Origin of the sequence: Micromonospora chalcea, assembly GCF_028768405.1 — a bacterium.
Lineage (GTDB): Bacteria > Actinomycetota > Actinomycetes > Mycobacteriales > Micromonosporaceae > Micromonospora > Micromonospora chalcea.
In genome coordinates this window covers 2,763,532-2,785,207 of record NZ_CP118233.1, presented here as the reverse complement: position 1 = coordinate 2,785,207, position 21,676 = coordinate 2,763,532, and the positions used below count along the sequence as shown (strand labels likewise).

Below are 21,676 nucleotides of genomic sequence, written 5' to 3'. Positions count from 1 at the left end.
CAGTGATCGCAACGAGAGGACTGACCCCCGCCATGCCGATCTGGTTCGCCTACACGATGATCACGTTGCTGGTCATCACCAGCGTGCTGCTCGTCCTGCTGATCCTCCTGCACCGCGGTAAGGGCGGCGGGTTGTCGAGCATGTTCGGCGGCGGCGTCAGCTCCAGCCTGGCCGGTTCGTCCGTGGCCGAGAAGAACCTCGACCGCTACACCGTTCTGGTGGGAATCGTCTGGTTCGCCTGCATCATCGGGCTCGGGCTCTGGCTGCGGTTGCAGATGGCCAACGGCACCTGAGTCTGCGCTGAGAAGCGTACAATCTGCGCGCGGTCCGTCACGGACCGCGCGCAGTTTTGTTTCTCCGCGCGTCGCCCGTCGCCCATCCCCTCCGGCGGCGGTCCCCTCCGACGACAGGGAGCGAGCAACCGTGCCCAGCAACAACGTCATCCGCGGCACCCGGATCGGGTCCGCCCCCGAGCGCTTCGACCAGCGCGTGGAGCCCGCGCCGCGCCGCCCGGTCGTCTACTGGTGCCGCCACGGGCACCGGGTCGAGTTCCTGATCGCCGCCGAGGCGGAGACGCCGGCCGCCTGGGAGTGCCCCCGCTGCGGGGAGCCGGCCGGCCCCGACCCGGGCGACCCGCCGGGCCGCCAGCGCGCCGAGCCCTACAAGACCCACCTGGCGTACGTGCAGGAGCGGCGCACGCCGGAGGAGGGGGAGGCGCTGCTCGCCGAGGCCCTCGACGCGCTGCGCCGACGTCGTGGCCGCGCCTGAGCCGAGGCGTTAAGAAGGGGCCCCTTCTCTACCGGAGACGTTAAGAAGGGGCCCTTCCTTACACCTCAGCGGAGGCTGCGCAGGCGCGGCGGCACGTTGGCCGCCGCGGCCCGGTCGAGCAGCCAGAGCGTACGGGAGACGCCCTGCACCCCGGCGGCCGGCAACTGCACCGGCCCGGCCCCGGCCAGCGCCATGCCCACCGCCCGGGCCTTGTCCGCCCCGGCGGCGATCAGCCACACCTCCTCGGCCGTGTTGATCGTCGGCAGGGTCAGCGTGGTACGCACCGGCGGCGGCTTCGGGCTGCCCCGTACCGCGCTGACCGGGCGGTTGTCGTGGTGCACCGGGTGCTCCGGGAACACCGACGCCACGTGCCCGTCCTCGCCGACGCCGAGCATCAGCACGTCGAAGTGCGGCACGATCGCGTTCCCGGGCCGGGCGGCGGCGGCCAGCTCCCGCGCGTACCCGGCGGCGGCCGCCTCCGGGTCGTCACCGGCCGGGCCGTCGGACGCCGGCATCGGGTGCACCCGGGCCGGGTCCAGCGGCACCGCGTCCAGCAGCGCCGCCCGCGCCTGCGTCTCGTTGCGCTCCGGGTCGCCGGCGGGCAGGAACCGCTCGTCGCCCCACCACACGTCGACCCGGGACCAGTCGACCGCGTCCCGGGCGGGCAGCTGCCCGACCGCCCGGTACACCGCAGCGGCGATCCGCCCGCCGGTCAGCACCACCGACGCCTGGCCGCGCTCGGCCTGCGCGTCGAGCAGCTTCACCACCAACCGGGCCGCCACCGCCTGCGCCAGCAGGTCGGGGTCGGCGTGTACGGCGACACTCGCCTCAGTCATCCGTCGAGCCCTCGTGTTCCGACCGCCCACCGGCGGTCACCTGTGCTTCCGGCCACCCGGTCCGGGCGGTCACTCGTTCGCGGTCGCGCCCGCGTGCGCGGTCACGCCGGCCTCGGCCCGCTGGGCGGTCGCCGGATCCTTCCACACGTGCACCCGCTGGGCCGGCCGCTGGTCGAGTCCGGTGATCCCGGCCGCAGCGCCGAGCGCCTCCGCGTACACCTGGTCGGCGTCGAGGCGGCGCAGCTCCTCGGCCAGCTCGTCGCCGAGCGGTCGGCGCACCAGCGGCAGCGTGCGGTCCTCCTGCCCGGTACGCCGGAACACCGCGATGCTGTCGTCGCGGGTCAGCGTCAGCTCGTCGCCGTTGGCGCAGCGCAGCTGCACCTGACGCATGCGCGGGAACTCGTCGGTCCGCTCCCAGGTCGGTTCGATGCCGAGCCGGGCCTTGAGCCACCCGCTCATCAGCGCGGCCGTCGGATCCGACGGGGGCGCCACCACGCTGGCCTCGGTGACCCGGGCCTGGGTGGTGTCGAACGCGCCCGCCACCAGCGTGCGCCACGGGGTGATCCGGGTCCACGCCAGGTCGGTGTCGCCGGGGGCGTAGTCGTGGGCCCGCTGCCGCAGCGCGGCGATCGGGTCGGCCGCCTGCGCCGAGTCGGTGATCCGCCGGTCGGCCACCACCCCGAGGAAGTCGGTGGCGATCTCCTCCGGCGGCTCGCCGTGCCACCACGTCACCACCGGTACGTCCGGGACCAGCAGCGGCATCACCACGGATTCGGCGTGCAGCGCGAGCCGCCCGTACATCCGGGTCACCACCGCCTCGCACGGCCCGAGCCGGCCGCCCACGACGATCTCCGCGTCCAGCCGGTTGCGGTCGCGCTCCACGTCGGAGCGGACCACCACGAGCAGGCGGCAGGGGTGCGCCGCCGCGGCGATGGTGGCGGCCGCCTCGGCCTCCCGGACCCGCTTCTCGTCCACCACCACGATCAGCGTGAGCGCCATGCCGCTGGCCACCCCGCCCGCGCTGCGCCGTTCCGCGGCCAGCGCCTTGACCACCTCGTTGCCGGTGGTGTCCCACAGCCCGATCAATGGAGCCTCCTGGTTCGCTCGCAGTGCTCGCTCACGCTCTCCGCCAAGCCCGGCCCTCGCGGGCCAGCATCTCGTCGGCGGCCCGGGGTCCCCACTCGCCGGCCCGGTACGGCTCCGGCGTCGTGCCCTCCCAGGCGTGTTCCAGCGGGTCGACGACCTGCCAGCTCTGCTCGACCTCGGCGGCGTCCGGGAACAGCGTCCGGTCGCCGATCAGCACGTCCAGCACGAGCCGCTCGTACGCCTCGGGGCTGGACTCGGTGAACGCCTCGCCGTACTGGAAGTCCATCGCGATGTCGCGGACCTCCATCGTGGTGCCCGGCACCTTGGAGCCGAACTTCAGCACCACGCCCTCGTCCGGCTGCACGCGGATGACGAGCTGGTTGGGACCGAGGGACTCCATGTCGGCGGCGTTGAACGGCAGGTGCGGCGCCTTCTTGAACATGATGGCCACCTCGGTGACCCGCCGGGGCAGCCGCTTGCCGGCCCGGATGTAGAACGGCACCCCGGCCCAGCGCCGGTTCTGGATGCCCAGCTTCACCGCCACGTACGTCTCGGTGGTGGAGCCCGCCGGGACGCCCTCCTCCTCCAGGTAGCCCTTGGCGCGCTCGCCGCCCACCCAGCCGGGCAGGTACTGGCCCCGCACGGTGTCCTCGGAGACGTCGTGCGGCACGGTGATCGCCTTGAGCACCTTGAGCTTCTCGGCGCGGATCTCGTCGGCGTCGAAGCTCGTCGGCTCCTCCATCGCGACCAGCGCGAGCAGTTGGAGCAGGTGGTTCTGGAGCACGTCACGGGCGGTGCCGACGGAGTCGTAGAAGGCGGCCCGGGTGCCGATGCCGACGTCCTCGGCCATGGTGATCTGCACCGAGTCGACGTACTTGGAGTTCCACAGCGGCTCGAACAGGTTGTTCGCGAACCGCAGCGCCAGGATGTTCTGGACCGTCTCCTTGCCCAGGTAGTGGTCGATCCGGAACACGTCCTGGCGGGTGAAGACGTCGTCGACCAGGTCGTTGAGCGCCTTGGCCGAGGGCAGGTCGTTGCCGAACGGCTTCTCCACCACCACGCGGCGCCAGCCGCCGGACCTGTCGTTGTCGGCCATGCCGGTGCGGGCGAGCTGCTTGAGCACCACCGGGAACGCCGCCGGGGGGATGGAGAAGTAGAAGGCGGCGTTGCCGGCGATGCCGTGCGAGTCGCGCAGCTCGTCGAGCGTGGCGGCGAGCTGGTCGAACGCGGCGTCGTCGTCGAACGAGCCGCCGACGAACTTGATGTTGCCGGCCAGCCGGGCCCACACCTCCTCCCGCCACGGGGTACGGGCGTGCTTCTTGGCCGCCTCGTGCGCCACCGACTCGAAGTCGCCGTCGCCCCAGTCCCGGCGGGCGAAGCCCAGCACCACGAAACCGGGCGGCAGGAGCCCCCGGTTGGCCAGGTCGTAGACCGCCGGCAGTAGTTTCTTGCGGGCCAGATCGCCGGTCACCCCGAAGATCACCAGGGCACACGGCTCGGGGATCCGGGGCAACCGCCGGTCCTGGACGTCGCGCAGCGGGTTCACCGGGCCACCTCCTCCTGCGTCTCGGTCCGCTGATTCCAGGTCATTGATCGTCACGTGCGTGTCCGTCCGGCCGTATCCAGCAGCTGGGCGACGCCAGCCGCCCGCTTGGTCAGGTGCAGTCGCAGCACCGGTCGTTCCCGGCCGGCCAGGGCCCGCCGGTCACCGGCGGCCTGGGCCGCCTGGAGCTGCGCGAAGGTGTACGGACGACCGGGCACTTCCAGATCATCGGTGACCGCACCGGTGATCTGGAGGTGCCGGCCGCGGGTGTCCGTGTGCTCCGGCCGGCGCGGTCCCCAGGTGAAGGTGACCGGCCGCCGGGTGTGCCGTGCCAGCAGCGGGCGCAGCCCGGCCAGCGCCGCGTCGGCCCGCGGGTCGAGGTACGCGGTGACCGCGAGGTGTTCCCGTTCGCCCAGCCCGTCGAGCAGCCAGCACAGCGCGCCGGTCAGGTCGGCCGGCGCGCCGCTCGGGGCGTACACCTCGATCGCGTCCTCCACCGACGACGGCGGCCCGCTGTCCGCCTCGTCGTCGGCCGCCGCGGCGGCGGGCGCCGCGAACGGGTCGGTCCGCAGCGTCACCGCGGCGGTCGCGGCGGCGTAGGTCCAGGTGAGCAGGTGCGCGCCGAGCGGCCCGTTGACGGCGACGTCGGCGGCCACGCCCGGGCCGACGCCCGCGCCGAGGGCGCCGCCGAGACCGACTGTGAGCACGCCCGGCCCGGTGGCGCCGGGGGAGTCGGGGGACTCCACGGCCACCGGCAGGAGCCGTCCGCCGGTCGCGTCGGCGAGCAGCGCGCCCGCCCAGCGGCCCAGGCCGTCGAGTCCGGTGCCGTCGGGGACCAGCGCTACCGTGTGCCGGCCCTCGCCGGGCGCCGCGCCCAGGGCCGCGCCGAGCGCGAGGCCCGGGTTGTCCCGGTCCCGGTCGAGCGCAGCGGTGAGCGCCTCCGCCTCGTCCAGCACCTCGGCGACCGGCGCGCCGGCCAGCGCCGCCGGGACCACGCCGAACGCGGTGAGCGCGGCCCACGGCCCGGTCACGCCGGGCTCGGCCGGGAGCACCACCGCGCCCAGCTCGTCGGCGCGCGCCGCGAGGTCCGTGCCGGGCTCGGTGACCACCACGACGTGCCGGGCGGCATCCGGGCCCTCGTCCGCCCACGCCTGCCGGTAGGCCCGCAGGTGGGCGTCGGTGGTCCGGTCCAGGCCGTGCCGGGCGGCGAGCACCAGGAGGGTACGCGCCGGGCGGTCGGCGAGTGCGGCCCGGACCGGCCCCGGATCGGCGGTGTCGAGCACCGTCACCGGCCGGCCCAGGCATTCGGCCAGCACCTCGGCGGCGAGCGTGTCGTCGGGGGCGCCGGCCAGCACCACGTGGTCCAGGTCGCTCAGCTCGGCGGCCAGCTCGGCGAGCTGGGGGAGCAGGTCCCGGCTGCGCCGGTGGGCGTGCAGCCAGCCCAGCCGGTCGAGGGCCGCCGACTCGGCGGCGGGCCCCCAGAGGGCCGGGTCGGCGGCGGCGAGCCGGGCCGGGACGTCGTGGGCGACGAGCGTGGCGCGCGCCGACGCGCCCAGGGCGTCCGCGCCGCGCACGGCCAGACCGGCGGCCATGTCGGCCCGCCCGGCCAGCAGGTCACTCACGGTGCCGCCCCTCACCCAAACCACGGTACGGCGCGACGCGCCCCGGGGCCGGGCCCCGGGACGCGTCGGACGCCGTCTGTCACGCGTTGCCGCCGGCCTGCTGCGCCGCCTGCGCGTTCTTCCCGGCGGCCCGGTGCGGGCTGCCCGAGCCCTTGGCCGCCTCGGCGAGGGACTTCTTGACCCCCTCCAGCAGCTCCACCCAGCTCGCCTCGAACTTCTCCACGCCCTCGCGCTCCAGCGTGGCGATCACGTCGGACAGGTCAACGCCCACCGCCAGCAGGTCGGCGAAGACCTGGCGGGCGTCGTCGTACGCGACGGTGACGGTGTCCGGCTTCGTCTCGCCGTGCTCGGCGTAGGCGTGGATCACCGGCTCCGGCATGGTGTTGACGGTGCCGGGCGCGATCAGCTCCTCGACGTAGATGACGTCCCGGTAGTCCGGGTTCTTCGTCGAGGTGGAGGCCCACAGCGGGCGCTGCGGGTGGGCGCCCGCGTCGGCCAGCTTCTGCCAGCGCGCCGAGGAGAACACCTCGCCGTAACGCTCGTACGCCAGCCGGGCGTTGGCGACAGCGGCCTTGCCGCGCAGCGCCTTGGCCCGGTCCGAGCCGATCTTCTCCAGCCGCTTGTCCACCTCGGTGTCGACCCGGGAGACGAAGAACGAGGCGACCGAGCCGATCTTCGACAGGTCGTGCCCGTTGGCCTGCGCCTGCTCCAGTCCGGCCAGGAAGGCCTCCATCACCTGCGAGTACCGGTCCAGGCCGAAGATCAGCGTGACGTTGACGCTGATCCCCTCGGCCAGCGTCGCGGTGATCGCGGGCAGGCCCTCCTCGGTGGCCGGGATCTTGATGAACAGGTTCGGCCGGTCGACCAGCCACCACAGCGCCTTGGCCTCGGCGACGGTCTTCGCCGCGTCGTGCGCCGAGCGCGGGTCCACCTCGATCGACACCCGGCCGTCCACGCCGCCGCTGGTCTCGTACGACGGGCGCATCACGTCGCAGGCCCACCGCACGTCGTACGTGGTGAGCATGCGGACCGCCTCCTCGACGTCCACACCACGTACGGCGAGGTCACGAAGCTGCCAGTCGTACTCGCCGGCGTCGCTCAGCGCCTTGGCGAAGATCGTCGGATTGGTGGTCACCCCGGCTACGTGGCTCTCCCGGCGCAGCTTGTCCAGCCCGCCGGAGCTCAGCCGTACCCGGGAGAGATCGTCGAGCCAGATCGCCACCCCGGCGCCCTGGAGCTCCTTCAGCCTGTCCGTCATGCCGTCCACGCTCCCCTCAGTTGCCGGTCGTGAAACCGGTGATGTCGCCCACCCGGGTCAGCGCCGCGTGCGCGGCGGCCACGATCCGGTCGGGGGTGAACCCGAACTGCTCGAAGAGCACGGTGTGCGGCGCGCTGGCGCCGTAGTGCTCGATGCTCACGCACTCGCCGCTGTCGCCGACGATCGCGCGCCACGACATCGCGATGCCCGCCTCCACGCTCACCCGTGCCTTTACCCCGCGCGGCAGCACCGACTCCCGGTACGCCTCGTCCTGCGCGAAGAACCACTCCTGGCAGGGCATGGAGACGACCCGGGTGGGGGTGCCGTCGGCCTCCAGCCGCTCCCGTGCGGTGAGGCAGAGCTGCACCTCGGAGCCGGTGCCGACGAGGATCACCTGCGGCTTGCCGTTCGACGCCTCGGCCAGCACGTACCCGCCCTTGGCGACGCCCTCGGCGCCGGCCAGGTCGGTGCGGTCGAACGTCGGCAGCGCCTGGCGGCTGAGCGCCAGCGCGGTCGGCCGGTCGGTGTGCTCCAGCGCCTGCCGCCACGCCCAGACCGTCTCGTTGGCGTCGGCCGGGCGCACCACGTCCAGGCCGGGGATGGCCCGCAGCGCGGTCAGGTGCTCGATCGGCTGGTGCGTCGGGCCGTCCTCGCCGAGGCCGATCGAGTCGTGCGTCCAGACGTACGTCACCGGCAGCTTCATCAGCGCGGCCAGCCGCACCGCCGGGCGCATGTAGTCGCTGAACACCAGGAACGTGCCGCCGTACGGGCGGGTGCCGCCGTGCAGGGCGATGCCGTTGAGGATCGCGCCCATGGCGTGCTCGCGGATGCCGAAGTGCAGCGTGCGGCCGTACTCGTCACCGGGGAAGTCCTTGGTGGCGTGCGCGGCCGGGACGAACGACGGCTCGCCCTTCATCGTGGTGTTGTTGCTCTCGGCCAGGTCGGCCGAGCCGCCCCACAGCTCCGGCAGCACCGGCGCCAGGGCCTCCAGGATCTTGCCGGAGGCGGCCCGGGTGGCGACGCCCTTGGCGTCCGCCGGGAAGGTCGGCAGCGCGTCGGTCCAGCCGGTCGGCAGCGTACGGGTGGCCATCCGGTCCCACAGCGCCTTGCGCTCCGGGTTGGCCTGCGCCCAGGCGTCGAACCCGGTGGTCCACTCGGCCTGCTCCTGCGCGCCACGCTCCAGCACCTGACGGGCGTGCTTGAGCACCTCCTCGTCGACCTCGAAGGTGCGCTGCGGGTCGAAGCCGAGGATCTCCTTGGTGGCCTTCACCTCGTCCGCGCCGAGCGCCGAGCCGTGGATCTTGCCGGTGTTCTTCTTGTTCGGCGCGGGCCAGCCGATGATGGTGCGCAGCGCGATGAACGACGGCCGGCCGGTCTCCGCCTTGGCGGCCAGCAGCGCCTGGTACAGCGCCTCCACGTCCTCGTGGTAGTCGCCCTGGTCGGCGTCGCCGCTGCGCCAGTCGACGGTCTGCACGTGCCAGCCGTACGCCTCGTAGCGGGCCGCCACGTCCTCGCTCTTGGCGATGCGGGTGTCGTCCTCGATCGAGATCTCGTTGTCGTCGTAGATCACGCAGAGGTTGCCGAGCTGCTGGTGACCGGCGAGCGCGCTGGCCTCGTGGGTGATGCCCTCCTCGATGTCACCGTCGGAGGCGATGCACCAGATGTCGTGCCGGAACGGCGAGTCGGCGCGGTCCGGCTCGCTGTCGAACAGGCCGCGCTCGCGGCGGGCCGCCATCGCCATGCCGACCGCGTTGCCGAGGCCCTGGCCGAGCGGCCCGGTGGTGGTCTCCACGCCCGGGGTGTGGCCGTGCTCCGGGTGACCCGGGGTGAGCGAGCCCCACTGGCGCAGCGCCTTGAGGTCGTCCAGCGACAGCGGGTAGCCGGAGAGGAAGAGCTGGATGTAGAGCGTCAGGCTGGAGTGGCCGGCGGAGAGCACGAACCGGTCGCGCCCGGCCCAGTTCGGGTCGGCGGGGTTGTGCCGCATGACCCGGTTGAAGAGCAGGTACGCCACCGGGGCGAGGCTCATCGCCGTCCCCGGGTGGCCGTTGCCGGATTTCTCCACGGCGTCCATGGCCAGCACGCGGACCGTGTCGACGGCCCTGCGGTCGAGGTCGGACCAGTTGAGAGCGGGAAGCTCGGGTCGGTTGGCAGCCACGATGGTTGTGCTCCTCGGCAGATGGGCGGAACCCTCACTGATGACCCTATCGAGCGGTGCTAAACCTCCGCCCGGGGATCTCAGCATGCTGTTCTGTACGGATCGCGGACGTCCGGTCGTTCAACCCCAGGTGTGACGGCTCGCACCGTTGCCGGGTCTGCGGGGCAGCCAAAACGACGCCGCGTAGTGTGTGGGGCGGTGTGTGGACCTCGACGGGTCCGGGCCGAACGACCTCCCCCCGCCGATGCCGGAAGGTGGCAATCCGTGAGCATGATCACCGAGCGCCCCGTCAGCAACCCTGCCGGGCAGCCGCCGGTGGGCGCGGTGGCGGAGGCGCCGGCGAGCGGCCGGCGGGACGTACGCGCCGTGGTGGCGGCGTACGTGGCGCTGACCAAGCCGCGGATCGTCGAGCTGCTGCTGGTCACCACCGTTCCGGCGATGATGCTCGCGGACGGCGGCATGCCGTCGCTGTGGCTGGTCGCCGTCGTGCTCGTCGGCGGCTCGCTCGCGGCCGGCGCGGCGAGCGTCCTGAACTGCTACATCGACCGGGACATCGACCAGCTCATGCGGCGCACCAAGCGCCGCCCACTGCCCGCGCACACGGTTTCGCCGCGCAGCGCGCTGATCTTCGGTCTGGTGCTGGCGGCCGTCTCGGTGGCGCTGATGGCGGCGACCACCAACTGGCTGGCGACGGTGCTGACGCTCGCCGCGATCGCCTACTACGACCTGGTCTACACGCTGTGGCTGAAGCGGACCACCGCCGCCAACACGTTCTGGGGCGGCATCTGCGGGGCCGCGCCGGTGCTGATCGGCTGGGCCGCCGTCACCGGCTCGCTGGCGCCGGCCGCGTGGGGCCTCTTCGCCGTGGTCTTCTTCTGGCAGATGCCGCACTTCTACGCGCTGGCCATCAAGTACAAGGCCGACTACGCGCGCGCCGGCGTGCCGATGCTGCCGGTGGTGGCCTCGGTCCGGCGGGTCAACGCCGAGATCATCGGGTTCTCCTGGCTGACCGTGCTCTCCTCGCTGGCGGTCTGGCCGCTCGGGATGAGCCCGATCTACGGTGTCACCGCGCTCGTGGTCGGCGGGATCTTCCTCGTCGAGGCGCACAAGCTGTGCCGTCGCGCGACGCGGGGCGAGGCGGTCAAGCCGATGCGGCTGTTCCACTGGTCCACCACGTACCTCACGATCCTCTTCGCGGCCGTCGCGCTCGACGCGCTGCTCTGACGCGCCCGTCCGGCGGTTCATCAGAAATTTTTTTCGGGCTTCCCCGGAGGGGTCCAACCCGGACAGATTGTGACGATCTCGCCCGCCCGCTTCGCCCAGATATAAGCGACATATTCAGGCGAATTACCTGTGGTTCTTCTTAAACCGGCGGGTAATTGGCATCACATTCAGTTCATGGTTCTCGCACATCCGGGTGGAACTCTGCTTAGGCTTCGCGTCATGGCAGATGGTTCCGATACGACGCTGACGGCTGACAAGACCGCGGAGCAGGCCCCCAACGGCCTGGTCGCGGGCATCAAGTCGTTCGCCGCCGGACACGGCGGCGCGAAGGCGGTCATCGAGTACGTCGGCAAGCGCGGCGCACGGATCGTCCTCGTGGGTTCCGACGGGGTATGGGCAGACCAGTTCGCCGACGGCACCGACGTCGCGCGGCAGGCCTGCGCGAAGGCCGGGGTCGACGTCGAGAACGCCTGGGAGCGTGAACTGATGGACCAGATGCGTCCGAGCAACGACCTGTGGCGGTCGATGGCCCGGCGCACGATGGCCCGTTGACATAACCGAATGACCAACCACCACCAGTCGACCCGGGGGAGACCCCGGGTCGCTTTCGTCACCTGCGCCGAGCTGCCCGACCTCGACCCGGACGACCGGCTCGCGCTCGGCCCGCTCGCCGCCCGCGGGGTCACCACCGAGATCGCGGTCTGGGACGACCCGGCCGTCGACTGGTCCGGGTACGACCTGGTCGTGATCCGCTCCCCGTGGGACTACGCGCGGCGGCGCGACGAGTTCGTGGCCTGGGCGCGTACCGTGCCGGCCCTGGTCAACCCGGCCGACGTGGTCGCCTGGAACACCGACAAGCGCTACCTGTCCGAGCTTTCCGCCGCCGGAGCGCCCACCGTGCCGACGCAGTGGGTCGAGCCCGGGCGGGAGTGGACCCCACCGGCGGGCGGCGAGTACGTGATCAAGCCGGCGGTCAGCGCCGGCAGCCAGGACACCGGCCGCTACGACCTGACCGACAGGGAACACCGGGAACTGGCGGTGGCCCACGTACGGCGGCTCTCCGACGCCGGGCGGGTCACCATGGTCCAGCCGTACCTGGAGGCGGTGGACACCGCCGGGGAGACCGCGCTGCTGTTCCTGGCCGGGCCCGACGGCCTGGCGTTCAGCCACGCGATCCGCAAGGGTCCGATGCTGACCGGGCCGGACCTGGGCGAGGCCGCGCTCTACAAGGAGGAGCGCATCGACGCGCGCACCGCCACCGCGGAGCAGCGCGCGGTGGCCGAGAAGGTGCTGGCAGCCGTGCCGGGCGGCCCGGACCGGCTGCTCTACGCCCGGGTCGACCTGATCCCCGGCCCGGACGGCACGCCCGTGCTGGTCGAGCTGGAGCTGACCGAGCCGAGCCTGTTCGTCGGGTACGCCGACGGCGCCCCGGACCGGCTCGCCGACGCGGTGCTCACCCACTTGACCCCCCGCGCCTGACCCGTCCCGCCTGGCCGCGGCCGTGGCCGTGGCCGTGGCGAGCGTGCCGGCCCTGGCGGCGTCCGGGCTTTGGCAGCGGGCCCGGGACCGCGACCCTCCCGGCTGCGGACGCACCTCGCCGACCCACCCGACGCGGTGCACGCAACGCCAGGCTGTCTCAGGGCTCGAGGCACCCACGGTGTTCCACTCGCTGTCTGCCGCGGCCCTGGGTGGAACAGCATGGGTGTCTCAGGGCTGTCCAGGTACCCATGGTGTTCCACTCGCGATCCGTCCGTGCCGTGAGTGGAACGCCATGGGTGGCACGAGGGGGCGCGTTTCCACTCGGGCTGGCGGCGCGTTTGCCGGCCGTCGCCGCCATCGTGGCGTCGGCGGCTTTCGCCGGGGCCCACCGGGCCGCGTCTTCGATACCATCAGCGCGCGCTGCTCGGCCTGCACGTCGCCAGGCTGCTGCACCGCGACGGCGATCTCTGGGTGCTGATCGTCGCGTACGCGGTCAGCAACGGCAGCTTGGTCATGCTGGCTGTCACCACCGACGCCGGCCCGGCTGAACCGGAGCCGCCCGAGCCGCCGGTGCCGCCCGCGCCGCCGGGAGGTCAGTCGCGGTCGCTGTGGTTGCGTGTCCAGCGGCCGCCGATCGGCGGCGTGTCCAGCCGCAGCGCGGCCTCGGCGCCGGCCAGGTCGTTGTCCTCGAACGCGCAGGAGACGCAACTGCCCGCCTCGGTGACCCAGATGCCGTACGCCTGGGTGTCGGCGTCTCGGTGCCAGATCCGGTTGGCGCGCACGGTGGCCGAGTCGAACGGCGCGGCGATGGTGATGCCGCCGCAGGCCGGCGGGCCGTCCGGCAGCTCGTACCTCGTGCCCGGCCCCGGGGTGGCCTCGTTCCAGCCGGTGGTGCCGTCCGGGCGTACCTCGGCCAGGGAGAGCCGGGTGGCGCTGTTGTCGGACACCACCGCGTCCCGTGAGCCGACCCGGACCACCTTGCCCCGGTGCCCGCCGTCGGGCCAGTCCGCGTTGCCGTCGGTGAGCTCGCGCGGGCCGTAGCGCACCGCCTCGCCGGAGCCGGAGCAGGCCGGGGCGGAGCGACGGCCGTTGTCCCGGATCCGGTTGCCCACGATCGAGGTGTCCAGCATCGGCCGGTCGATCCGGATGCCGTCCAGCGCGTTCTCCCGGATGTCGTTGTCCTGGATCACCACGTCGGCCGCCGCGCCCCGGTAGCCGTGGCCCAGGTCGTGCTCGTGGTAGCCGAAACCGCCGTTGCGGCTGATCCGGTTGCCCTGCACCGTGTACGGGCCGGGGGTGTTGCCCATGCTGATCCCGTCGCCGACGTTGGCGTCGATCACGCAGCCGGTGAGCAGGCCGCCGCGCCCGGCCACCCCGGCGGTGCCGTTGCCGGACACGTCGAAGCCGGCCTCCAGGTTGTTGGTCATGGTGCAGCCGGAGACGATCAGCCCGTCGGCGCCCCAGTCGGAGATGCCGAACCGGTTGGCCTGGCTGTGGCAGCCGATGATCCGGAAACCGCGCGGTGGGGTCCAGTAGTCCTTCTGCAACTCCAGGAAGATCCCGTTGGTGCCGTTGCCGATGGTGGTGCAGTTGGCGATGGTGAGGCGCTCCACGTCGCCCCAGCCGCCGATACCGACGCCGATCCCGGCGCCGCCCATCTGGTCGCCGTTGTCCAGCCGGCCGCACCCCACCACGACCACGCCGTCGATCAGGCTGTCCTGGAGGAAGTCACAGCCCAGGCCGGTCGCCCCGGTGTGGTGGATGTAGAGGTTGCGGAACACGCCGCGCACCACGTACTGCAGGCCCAGCCCCTTGGCCAGGTAGTCGTAGGAGGTCTGGGCGACCCCGGAGCCGTCGATCTCGAAGTCGGCGAACGTGCAGTCGGCGATGTGCCGGTCCCGGTCGGCGCCGTGCTGCACGGTGGTCCAGTACGCCAGCGGGACCGGTGCGCTGCGGTCGCCCTCGTTGCTGAGCAGGAACCGGGTCGCGGCCGGTCCGGCGCCGATCAGCGAGACACCGCTGCGCCAGACGGTGCCGGCGTCGCGGATCGAGTACAGGCCGGGCGGACAGTAGATCACCCGGGCCCGGCCGTCGGCGTCGTACCCGGCGCCGAGCCGGTCCACCAGGGCCGCCAGCGCCGGCTGGTCGTTCGTCCCCCCGTCGCCGGTGAGGCCGTGCTCGTGGGCGTCGCACCACAGCGGCGCGCCGGCGACCGGCGTCAGCCGTTGCGGCGTGGTGGTGGCGAGGCTCTTGCGCGGCACCGGGAACTCCCCTCGGGCGTACGGTCCGTGGCACGGACCGCTTTCCCGTTCCCGTCGCGCGATAACGCCCGCTCAGGCGCCGGCGCCCACCGGCTCGGCGACCGGCTCGGCCGGGGCCGGCGGGGCGGCCGGCAGCCGCTCCCGGGTCGCGAACAGGACGCCGAGCGTGGCCAGCAGCACCAGGCAGGAGCCGAGCATGTGCGCGCCGACGAGCACGGCGGGCAGGTGGGTGAAGTACTGGACGAAGCCGATCACGCCCTGGCCCAGCTCGACCGCGATCAGCACGGCGGCGGCCCGCGCCGCGCGCGCCGCGCCGACCGCCCGGAACGCGAAGTACAGCGCCACCGAGAGGCCGATCAGCAGGAAGACGCCGTCCGCGTGCACCTGCGAGATCGCCGTCGGGTCGAGGCCGTTGCGGGCCGCGCCGTGGTCGCCGGCGTGCGGGCCGCTGCCGGTCACCCAGGTGCCGACCACCAGCACCGACGCGCTCACCGCCGTGGTGATCCAGGCGAGGGTACGCAGCGGCGCCGGCACGGTCGGGGTGACCGGCCCGTCCGGCTCCTTGATCCGCCGCCAGAGCGCGTACGCGGCGGCGATGACCGCCATCGAGGCGAGGAAGTGCAGCCCGACCACCCACGGGTTGAGGTTGGTCAGCACGGTGATGCCGCCGATGACCGCCTGGGCCGGGATGCCGAACAGCACGCCGACGGCCAGGGGGAGCAGCCCGCGCCGACGGGGACGGTGGGCCAGCACGGCGAGCACGACGGCGAGTGCGATGATCCCCACCGCGAAGGTGAGCAGCCGGTTGCCGAACTCGATCACCCCGTGCACGCCCATCTCGGCGGTCGTGGTGTAGGAGTCGTCGGTGCACCGGGGCCAGGTGGGGCAGCCGAGGCCGGACGCGGTGAGCCGGACGGCCCCGCCGGTGACCACGATCGCGACGTTCGCGATGATCGAGGCGAGCGCGAGGCGGCGCAGCAGCGTGGACGAGACCGGGAACCGGACGGAACGCTTCACGGAGCGAATCCTACGCACCGTAGTTGATCCCGATCGGGTGACTCCGCCACCCCGGTGGTCGGAATCACCGGACCCGGGTTTGCGAGCCCCGGACGATTTACGTAACGTTGCCGTTGTGAAAAACGCGGCGGCGCTGTCCCGGGCGTCGGTGACCAGTGCGGTCACCGGCGGTTCGCGGTCGCGTCGTGGCACCCGGCACGTCGAGCGGGAGTCCGCTCCGGCCGACCTGTCGACCCGTGACCGGGTCACCCAGCTCCTGCTGGAGCGCGGCGCCACCACCGCCGCGCAGCTCGGCTCGGCGCTCGGCCTCAGCCCGGCCGCGATCCGCCGGCACCTCGACGCCATGCTCGCCGACGGCGACGTGGTCGCCCGCGACCAGGTCGTGCGGGGCAGCCGGGGGCGGGGCCGGCCGGCCAAGGTCTTCGCGCTCACCGAGGCGGCCCGGGGCCGCTGCGGCACCCACCACTACGACAACATGGCCACCGCCGCGCTGCGGTGGATCGCCCGCACCGGCGGCGCCGAGGCGGTCGCGGCGTTCGCGGCCGAGCAGGTCTCCGCGCTGGAGACCCGCTGCCGGGCGGCCATGGAGGACGCGGGTGACGCGCCGCTCGCGCGGGCCGAGGCGCTTGCCGGGGCGCTCACCGCCGAGGGTTACGCTGCGAACGCGTCCACGATCGCCTCCGGCGGCCAGCTCTGCCAGCACCACTGCCCGGTGGCGCACGTGGCCGCCGAGTTCCCTCAGCTGTGCGAGGCCGAGACCGAGGTCATCTCCCGTCTGGTCGGCACCCACGTACAGCGCCTGGCCACCATCGCGCACGGCGACGGCGTGTGCACCACGCACATTCCCGCCCAGTCCGGTTCCACCGTCACCACTGTGAGGACAGATAAATGACCGAGCAGATCGTTCAGCCCCTGACCCAGGAGGAGCAGCTCGCGGCCCTCGGTCGTTACGAGTACGGCTGGGCCGACCCCGACGTCGCCGGGGCGTCCGCCCAGCGCGGCCTCAGCGAGGCGGTGGTGCGGGACATCTCGGCCAAGAAGAACGAGCCGGCCTGGATGCTCGACCTGCGGCTCAAGGGCCTGCGGCTGTTCGGCCGCAAGCCGATGCCGAACTGGGGCGCCGACCTCACCGGGATCGACTTCGACAACATCAAGTACTTCGTGCGGTCCACCGAGAAGCAGGCCACCTCCTGGGAGGACCTGCCCGAGGACATCAAGAACACCTACGACAAGCTCGGCATCCCGGAGGCGGAGAAGCAGCGCCTGGTCGCCGGTGTCGCGGCGCAGTACGAGTCCGAGGTGGTCTACCACCAGATCCGTGAGGACCTGGAGGAGCAGGGCGTCGTCTTCCTGGACACCGACACCGCGCTCAAGGAGCACGAGGACCTGTTCAAGGAGTACTTCGGCACGGTCATCCCGGTCGGCGACAACAAGTTCGCCGCGCTGAACACCTCCGTCTGGTCCGGTGGCTCGTTCATCTACGTGCCGAAGGGCGTGCACGTGGACATCCCGCTGCAGGCCTACTTCCGGATCAACACGGAGAACATGGGCCAGTTCGAGCGGACGCTGATCATCGTCGACGAGGGCGCGTACGTGCACTACGTCGAGGGTTGCACCGCGCCCATCTACTCCTCCGACTCGCTGCACAGCGCGGTCGTGGAGATCATCGTCAAGAAGAACGCCCGGTGCCGGTACACGACCATCCAGAACTGGTCGAACAACGTCTACAACCTGGTCACCAAGCGTGCCGTGTGCCACGAGGGCGCGACCATGGAGTGGGTCGACGGCAACATCGGCTCCAAGGTCACCATGAAGTACCCGGCGGTCTACATGACCGGCGAGCACGCCAAGGGCGAGGTGCTCTCGGTGGCCATGGCCGGCGAGGGCCAGCACCAGGACGCCGGCGCCAAGATGGTGCACGCCGCGCCGCACACCTCCTCGACCATCGTGTCGAAGTCGATCGCCCGGGGCGGCGGCCGCACCTCGTACCGCGGTCTGGTGCAGGTGCTGGAGGGCTCGACCAGCAGCAAGAGCACGGTCAAGTGCGACGCGCTCCTGGTCGACACGATCTCCCGCTCCGACACCTACCCGTACGTCGACATCCGCGAGGACGACGTGTCGATGGGGCACGAGGCGACCGTCTCCAAGGTCAGCGAGGACCAGCTCTTCTACCTGATGAGCCGGGGCCTGAGCGAGGACGAGGCGATGGCGATGATCGTGCGCGGCTTCATCGAGCCGATCGCCAAGGAGCTTCCGATGGAGTACGCGCTGGAGCTCAACCGCCTGATCGAGCTGCAGATGGAGGGCGCGGTCGGCTGACGCCGGCCCCCGTCCTCCGCCTCACCTGACACCTCGTCGCAGAACACAAGGAAGAGATGACTACCCAGGCTTCCGCGCCGCCCACGACCAAGTCGCAGGCGCTCCGCTCGTACGACGTCGCAGACTTCCCGGCCCTGACCGGCCTGGAGGAGGAGTGGCGCTTCACCCCGCTCAAGCGCCTGCGCGGCCTGACCGGGTCGGCGCAGGGCGCGACCGGCGCGGTCCGGCACGAGTACGGTGACCTGCCCGAGGGCGTCGCCGTCGACCGGATCGGCCGGGACGACCCCCGGGTGGGCAGCGTGCTCACCCCGTTCGACCGGGTCAGCGCGCTCGCGTACGGCGGGGCCGACCGCGCGCTGCTGGTGCGGGTCGCCCGCGACGCGGTGGTGGAGGCGCCGGTGCGCCTGCGGGTGGTCGGCGAGAACGCCGAGGCGCTCGCCTTCGGCCACACGTTCGTCGAGGTGGACCGGTTCGCCGAGGCCACAGTGGTGATCGAGCACGTCGGCTCGGCCACGCTGGCCGACAACGTCGAGGTGTCGGTGGGCGACGGGGCGAAGCTGACCCTGGTCACCGTCGCCGACTGGGCCGACGACGCGGTGCAGGCGCAGCACCTGAAGGTGCGGCTGGGACGCGACGCCCGGATCCTGCACGTGCAGGTCAGCCTCGGCGGCGACCTGGTCCGGCAGTACACGTCGGTGGAGTACACCCAGCGCGGCGGCGAGGCCGAGCTGTACGGCGTCTACTTCGCCGACTCCGGCCAGCACCTGGAGCACCGGCAGCTGGTCGACCACACCGTGCCGGACTGCCGCAGCAACGTCGGCTACCGGGGCGCGCTGCAGGGCGACGACGCGCACACGGTCTGGGTCGGCGACGTGCTGATCCGCGCCGAGGCCACCGGCACCGACACGTACGAGATCAACCGGAACCTGCTGCTCACCGACGGCGCGCGGGCCGACTCCGTACCCAACCTGGAGATCGAGACCGGCGAGATCGCCGGCGCCGGGCACGCCAGCGCGACCGGCCGGTTCGACGACGAGCAGCTGTTCTACCTGATGGCCCGGGGCATCCCGGAGGCCGAGGCGCGGCGCCTGGTGGTGCGCGGCTTCTTCGCCGAGCTGATCAACAAGATCCCGGTCGAGGACCTGCGCGAGCGCCTCGGTGACGCCATCGAGGCCCGGCTGGCGAAGGCCGGCGCCTGATGCTCAAGATCTGCTCCACCGAGGACGTGCCGAAGGGCACCGCGATCAGCGCCGACGTGGACGGCGTGCAGGTCGCGATCGTGCACGGCGAGGACGACGTGTTCTACGCGGTGCACGACGAGTGCTCGCACGCCGCCGTGGCGCTGTCCGAGGGCGAGGTCGAGGGCTGCACGCTGGAATGCTGGCTGCACGGATCCCGTTTCGACCTGCGTACCGGTGAGCCCACCGGGCTGCCCGCGACCGAACCCGTACCCGTCTATTCCGTCGAAGTCCGCGACGGCGACATCTACCTTTCCGTGGACGGCGACGGCCGTCCGCTGCCGAGCAATGGAGTGACCCGCTGATGAGCACCCTGGAGATCCGCGACCTGAAGGTGTCGGTCAAGCTGCCCGAGGGTGAGCTCAAGCCGATCCTGCACGGGGTCGACCTGACCGTGCGCTCCGGCGAGACGCACGCCATCATGGGCCCGAACGGCTCCGGCAAGTCGACGCTGGCGTACTCGATCGCCGGTCACCCGAAGTACGAGATCACCGGCGGCGAGGTGACCCTCGACGGCGAGGACGTGCTGTCCATGTCCGTCGACGAGCGGGCCCGCGCCGGTCTCTTCCTGGCCATGCAGTACCCGGTCGAGGTCCCCGGCGTGTCGGTGGCCAACTTCCTGCGTACCGCCAAGACCGCCATCGACGGTGAGGCGCCGAAGCTGCGCACCTGGGGCGGCGAGCTGCGCGGTGCCATGGAGCGCCTTCAGATGGACCCGGCGTTCGCCCAGCGCAACGTCAACGAGGGCTTCTCCGGCGGCGAGAAGAAGCGGCACGAGATCGTGCAGCTGGAGCTGCTCAAGCCGAAGATGGCGATCCTCGACGAGACCGACTCCGGCCTGGACGTGGACGCGCTGCGCGTGGTCAGCGAGGGCGTGAACCGGGTACGCGACACCGGTGACACCGGCCTGCTGCTGATCACCCACTACACGCGCATCCTGCGTTACATCAAGCCCGACTTCGTGCACGTCTTCGTGGCCGGCCGGATCGTCGAGCAGGGCGGCCGGGAGCTGGCCGACAAGCTCGAGGAAGAGGGCTACGAGCGCTACGTCGCCGGAGCCGGCGCGGCACGGGCCTGACCTGCCATGACCTCGATGGCCATCCCGGCGGGCATGCCGCAGTACGACGACGTGCCGCGCTTCGACGTGGCGAAGGTGCGGGCCGACTTCCCGATCCTCGACCGGGAGGTCAACGGCCACCCGCTGGTCTACCTGGACAGCGCCAACACCTCGCACAAGCCGCGGCAGGTGCTCGACGTGCTCGCCGAGCACTACGCGCTGCACAACGCCAACGTGTCGCGCTCGGTGCACACGCTGGGCACCGAGGCCACCGAGGCGTACGAGGGCGCGCGGGCGAAGATCGCCGCGTTCATCAACGCGCCGAGCGTGGACGAGGTGGTGTTCACCAAGAACTCCACCGAGGCGATCAACATCGTGGCGTACGCCTTCTCCAACGCCTCGCTGCGCGCGGACGGCGACCCCCGGTTCCGGCTGGGCCCCGGCGACGAGATCGTGATCTCCGAGATGGAGCACCACTCGAACATCGTCCCGTGGCAGCTGCTGGCGGAGCGCACCGGCGCGACGCTGCGCTGGTTCCCGGTCACCGACCAGGGCCGGCTCGACGAGTCCGGCCTGGACGACCTGGTCACCGAGCGGACGAAGATCGTCTCGCTGGTGCACATGTCGAACATCCTCGGCACCGTCAACGCCACCTCGCGGATCACCGCGCGGGTCCGCGAGGTCGGCGCGCTGCTGCTGCTCGACTGCTCGCAGTCGGTGCCGCACCTGCCGATGGACGTGGTCGACCACGACGCCGACTTCATCGTCTTCACCGGGCACAAGATGTGCGGCCCGACCGGCATCGGCGTGCTCTGGGGCCGGGGCGAGCTGCTCGCCGCGATGCCCCCGGTGATGGGCGGCGGCTCGATGATCGAGACGGTGACCATGGGCGGCTCGACGTTCGCCGCGCCGCCGGCCCGGTTCGAGGCGGGCACCCCGCCGATCGCCGAGGCGGTCGCGCTCGGCGCTGCGGTGGACTACCTCACCGCGATCGGCATGCCGGCCATCCAGTGGCACGAGAAGGAGCTGACGGCGTACGCGCTGGACGCCCTCGCCACCGTGCCCGGCCTGCGGATTTTCGGCCCGACGGTGCCGGTGGGCCGGGGCGGGACGATCTCGTTCGCGCTCGGTGACGTGCACCCGCACGACGTCGGGCAGGTGCTCGACTCGCTCGGCGTGCAGGTGCGGGTGGGCCACCACTGCGCCCGGCCGGTGTGCACCCGGTTCGGGGTGCCGGCCACGACGCGGGCGTCGTTCTACCTCTACACCACCACCGCGGAGATCGACGCCCTGGTGGCGGGTCTGGAGCGGGTGCGGAAGGTGTTCCAGTGATGCAGCTCGAATCCCTCTACCAGGAGATCATCCTGGACCACTACAAGCACCCGCACGGCCGCGGCCTGCGGGACGCGGCGGACCCGGCCGCCCGGGTCGGCGAGGCGCACCACGTCAACCCGACCTGCGGCGACGAGATCACCGTACGGGTGGCGACCGACGGCACGGTGTTCACCGACATCTCGTACGACGGGATGGGCTGCTCGATCAGCCAGGCGTCGGCGAGCATCCTGCACGAGCTGCTGCGCGGCAGGGCCGCGAGCGACGCCGCGGTGGTGCACGAGGCGTTCGTGCAGTTGATGTCCGGGCGGGGCCAGGTCACGCCGGACGAGGACGTGCTCGGAGACGGGGTGGCGTTCGCGGGTGTCGCGCGCTACCCGGCCCGGGTGAAGTGCGCGCTGTTGTCGTGGATGGCGTTCAAGGACGCCGCGGCACGCGCCGGGGTGGGCGTGAGCCCGGAGGTGAAGGCATGAGCGACGAG

The 21,676-nt window shown here is 72.3% G+C and carries 20 protein-coding genes; 12 read left to right on the top strand and 8 right to left on the bottom strand.

Going from position 1 to position 21,676, the window contains the following annotated elements; all coding sequences use genetic code 11:
- Nucleotides 1–32 precede the first annotated feature (32 nt).
- Nucleotides 33–293 (top strand): preprotein translocase subunit SecG, encoded by a 261-nt coding sequence (secG, locus tag PVK74_RS11745; protein ID WP_043329626.1) that lies wholly within the window; start codon nt 33–35, stop codon nt 291–293.
- A gap of 130 nt (nt 294–423) precedes the next feature.
- Nucleotides 424–768 carry an RNA polymerase-binding protein RbpA gene (locus tag PVK74_RS11740; RefSeq protein WP_013287462.1) on the top strand — a complete coding sequence of 115 codons (345 nt, stop codon included), beginning with the start codon at nt 424–426 and terminating at the stop codon, nt 766–768.
- Between the two features lie 65 nt (nt 769–833).
- Here the strand turns inward: PVK74_RS11740 and pgl are convergent, their stop codons facing one another.
- The 6 genes from pgl to tkt all read right to left on the bottom strand — a co-directional run bounded on the left by pgl (nt 834) and on the right by tkt (nt 9,268).
- Entirely contained in the window at nt 834–1,604 is a 771-nt protein-coding gene (gene pgl / locus PVK74_RS11735; protein ID WP_043329628.1) for a 6-phosphogluconolactonase, read from the bottom strand.
- Nucleotides 1,605–1,673: 69 nt separating this feature from the next.
- The gene (locus tag PVK74_RS11730; protein ID WP_043329629.1) at nt 1,674–2,690 is read right to left on the bottom strand and encodes a glucose-6-phosphate dehydrogenase assembly protein OpcA; all 1,017 of its coding nucleotides are present in this window, start codon (nt 2,688–2,690) and stop codon (nt 1,674–1,676) included.
- 31 nt (nt 2,691–2,721) lie between these two features.
- Complete coding sequence (gene zwf / locus PVK74_RS11725) at nt 2,722–4,236, bottom strand: glucose-6-phosphate dehydrogenase (protein WP_043329630.1); 1,515 nt, start codon at nt 4,234–4,236, stop codon at nt 2,722–2,724.
- A 50-nt stretch (nt 4,237–4,286) separates the two neighbouring features.
- A complete protein-coding gene (locus tag PVK74_RS11720) occupies nt 4,287–5,855 on the bottom strand; it encodes a glucose-6-phosphate isomerase (protein ID WP_274479271.1) in 1,569 nt (522 codons plus the stop codon).
- A 79-nt stretch (nt 5,856–5,934) separates the two neighbouring features.
- A complete protein-coding gene (tal, locus tag PVK74_RS11715; RefSeq protein WP_043331133.1) occupies nt 5,935–7,113 on the bottom strand; it encodes a transaldolase in 1,179 nt (392 codons plus the stop codon).
- A 16-nt stretch (nt 7,114–7,129) separates the two neighbouring features.
- Entirely contained in the window at nt 7,130–9,268 is a 2,139-nt protein-coding gene (tkt, locus tag PVK74_RS11710) for a transketolase (protein WP_043329631.1), read from the bottom strand.
- 264 nt (nt 9,269–9,532) lie between these two features.
- Between tkt and PVK74_RS11705 the strand changes: the two genes are divergently transcribed.
- The 3 genes from PVK74_RS11705 to PVK74_RS11695 all read left to right on the top strand — a co-directional run bounded on the left by PVK74_RS11705 (nt 9,533) and on the right by PVK74_RS11695 (nt 11,971).
- The gene (locus PVK74_RS11705) at nt 9,533–10,492 is read left to right on the top strand and encodes a heme o synthase (RefSeq protein WP_043329632.1); all 960 of its coding nucleotides are present in this window, start codon (nt 9,533–9,535) and stop codon (nt 10,490–10,492) included.
- A gap of 219 nt (nt 10,493–10,711) precedes the next feature.
- Nucleotides 10,712–11,044 carry a hypothetical protein gene (locus PVK74_RS11700; RefSeq protein WP_013287454.1) on the top strand — a complete coding sequence of 111 codons (333 nt, stop codon included), beginning with the start codon at nt 10,712–10,714 and terminating at the stop codon, nt 11,042–11,044.
- A gap of 9 nt (nt 11,045–11,053) precedes the next feature.
- On the top strand, nt 11,054–11,971 hold the full coding sequence (locus PVK74_RS11695; RefSeq protein ID WP_069089090.1) for an ATP-grasp domain-containing protein: 918 nt from the start codon (nt 11,054–11,056) through the stop codon (nt 11,969–11,971).
- A 593-nt stretch (nt 11,972–12,564) separates the two neighbouring features.
- Here PVK74_RS11695 and PVK74_RS11690 read toward each other — a convergent pair.
- Together PVK74_RS11690 and PVK74_RS11685 are read right to left on the bottom strand one after the other, a co-directional pair.
- Nucleotides 12,565–14,232, bottom strand: a complete 1,668-nt coding sequence (locus tag PVK74_RS11690; RefSeq protein WP_274479064.1) for a right-handed parallel beta-helix repeat-containing protein — start codon at nt 14,230–14,232, stop codon at nt 12,565–12,567.
- A 72-nt stretch (nt 14,233–14,304) separates the two neighbouring features.
- On the bottom strand, nt 14,305–15,267 hold the full coding sequence (locus PVK74_RS11685; RefSeq protein WP_274479063.1) for a COX15/CtaA family protein: 963 nt from the start codon (nt 15,265–15,267) through the stop codon (nt 14,305–14,307).
- A gap of 208 nt (nt 15,268–15,475) precedes the next feature.
- On the opposite strand from PVK74_RS11685, the gene PVK74_RS11680 reads away from it, so the two are divergent.
- Genes PVK74_RS11680 through sufU form a run of 7 tightly spaced genes read left to right on the top strand, consistent with a single transcriptional unit; the run spans nt 15,476 to nt 21,668 of the window.
- The gene (locus PVK74_RS11680; RefSeq protein ID WP_084213138.1) at nt 15,476–16,141 is read left to right on the top strand and encodes a helix-turn-helix transcriptional regulator; all 666 of its coding nucleotides are present in this window, start codon (nt 15,476–15,478) and stop codon (nt 16,139–16,141) included.
- A complete protein-coding gene (gene sufB / locus PVK74_RS11675) occupies nt 16,138–17,568 on the top strand; it encodes a Fe-S cluster assembly protein SufB (RefSeq protein ID WP_013287447.1) in 1,431 nt (476 codons plus the stop codon). The genes PVK74_RS11680 and sufB overlap by 4 nt, the downstream gene beginning before the upstream one ends.
- Before the next feature lie 56 nt (nt 17,569–17,624).
- Entirely contained in the window at nt 17,625–18,767 is a 1,143-nt protein-coding gene (gene sufD, locus PVK74_RS11670; RefSeq protein ID WP_274479062.1) for a Fe-S cluster assembly protein SufD, read from the top strand.
- Nucleotides 18,767–19,111, top strand: a complete 345-nt coding sequence (locus PVK74_RS11665; protein ID WP_064445305.1) for a non-heme iron oxygenase ferredoxin subunit — start codon at nt 18,767–18,769, stop codon at nt 19,109–19,111. The genes sufD and PVK74_RS11665 overlap by 1 nt, the downstream gene beginning before the upstream one ends.
- Nucleotides 19,111–19,884: a Fe-S cluster assembly ATPase SufC gene (gene sufC, locus PVK74_RS11660; protein ID WP_064445306.1), complete on the top strand. Its 774-nt coding sequence runs from the start codon at nt 19,111–19,113 to the stop codon at nt 19,882–19,884. The genes PVK74_RS11665 and sufC overlap by 1 nt, the downstream gene beginning before the upstream one ends.
- A gap of 6 nt (nt 19,885–19,890) precedes the next feature.
- Nucleotides 19,891–21,195: a cysteine desulfurase gene (locus tag PVK74_RS11655; RefSeq protein ID WP_064445307.1), complete on the top strand. Its 1,305-nt coding sequence runs from the start codon at nt 19,891–19,893 to the stop codon at nt 21,193–21,195.
- Complete coding sequence (gene sufU / locus PVK74_RS11650) at nt 21,195–21,668, top strand: Fe-S cluster assembly sulfur transfer protein SufU (RefSeq protein WP_064445308.1); 474 nt, start codon at nt 21,195–21,197, stop codon at nt 21,666–21,668. The genes PVK74_RS11655 and sufU overlap by 1 nt, the downstream gene beginning before the upstream one ends.
- Nucleotides 21,669–21,676 lie beyond the last annotated feature (8 nt).

Coding starts and splice junctions, on each gene's coding strand:
- PVK74_RS11700 (WP_013287454.1), top strand. CDS start 10,712: ATGGCAGATGGTTCCGATACGACGCTGACGGCTGACAAGACCGCGGAG.
- secG (WP_043329626.1), top strand. CDS start 33: ATGCCGATCTGGTTCGCCTACACGATGATCACGTTGCTGGTCATCACC.
- sufU (WP_064445308.1), top strand. CDS start 21,195: ATGCAGCTCGAATCCCTCTACCAGGAGATCATCCTGGACCACTACAAG.
- PVK74_RS11655 (WP_064445307.1), top strand. CDS start 19,891: ATGACCTCGATGGCCATCCCGGCGGGCATGCCGCAGTACGACGACGTG.
- PVK74_RS11665 (WP_064445305.1), top strand. CDS start 18,767: ATGCTCAAGATCTGCTCCACCGAGGACGTGCCGAAGGGCACCGCGATC.
- sufC (WP_064445306.1), top strand. CDS start 19,111: ATGAGCACCCTGGAGATCCGCGACCTGAAGGTGTCGGTCAAGCTGCCC.
- pgl (WP_043329628.1), bottom strand. CDS start 1,604: ATGACTGAGGCGAGTGTCGCCGTACACGCCGACCCCGACCTGCTGGCG.
- sufB (WP_013287447.1), top strand. CDS start 16,138: ATGACCGAGCAGATCGTTCAGCCCCTGACCCAGGAGGAGCAGCTCGCG.
- tal (WP_043331133.1), bottom strand. CDS start 7,113: ATGACGGACAGGCTGAAGGAGCTCCAGGGCGCCGGGGTGGCGATCTGG.
- PVK74_RS11695 (WP_069089090.1), top strand. CDS start 11,054: ATGACCAACCACCACCAGTCGACCCGGGGGAGACCCCGGGTCGCTTTC.
- sufD (WP_274479062.1), top strand. CDS start 17,625: ATGACTACCCAGGCTTCCGCGCCGCCCACGACCAAGTCGCAGGCGCTC.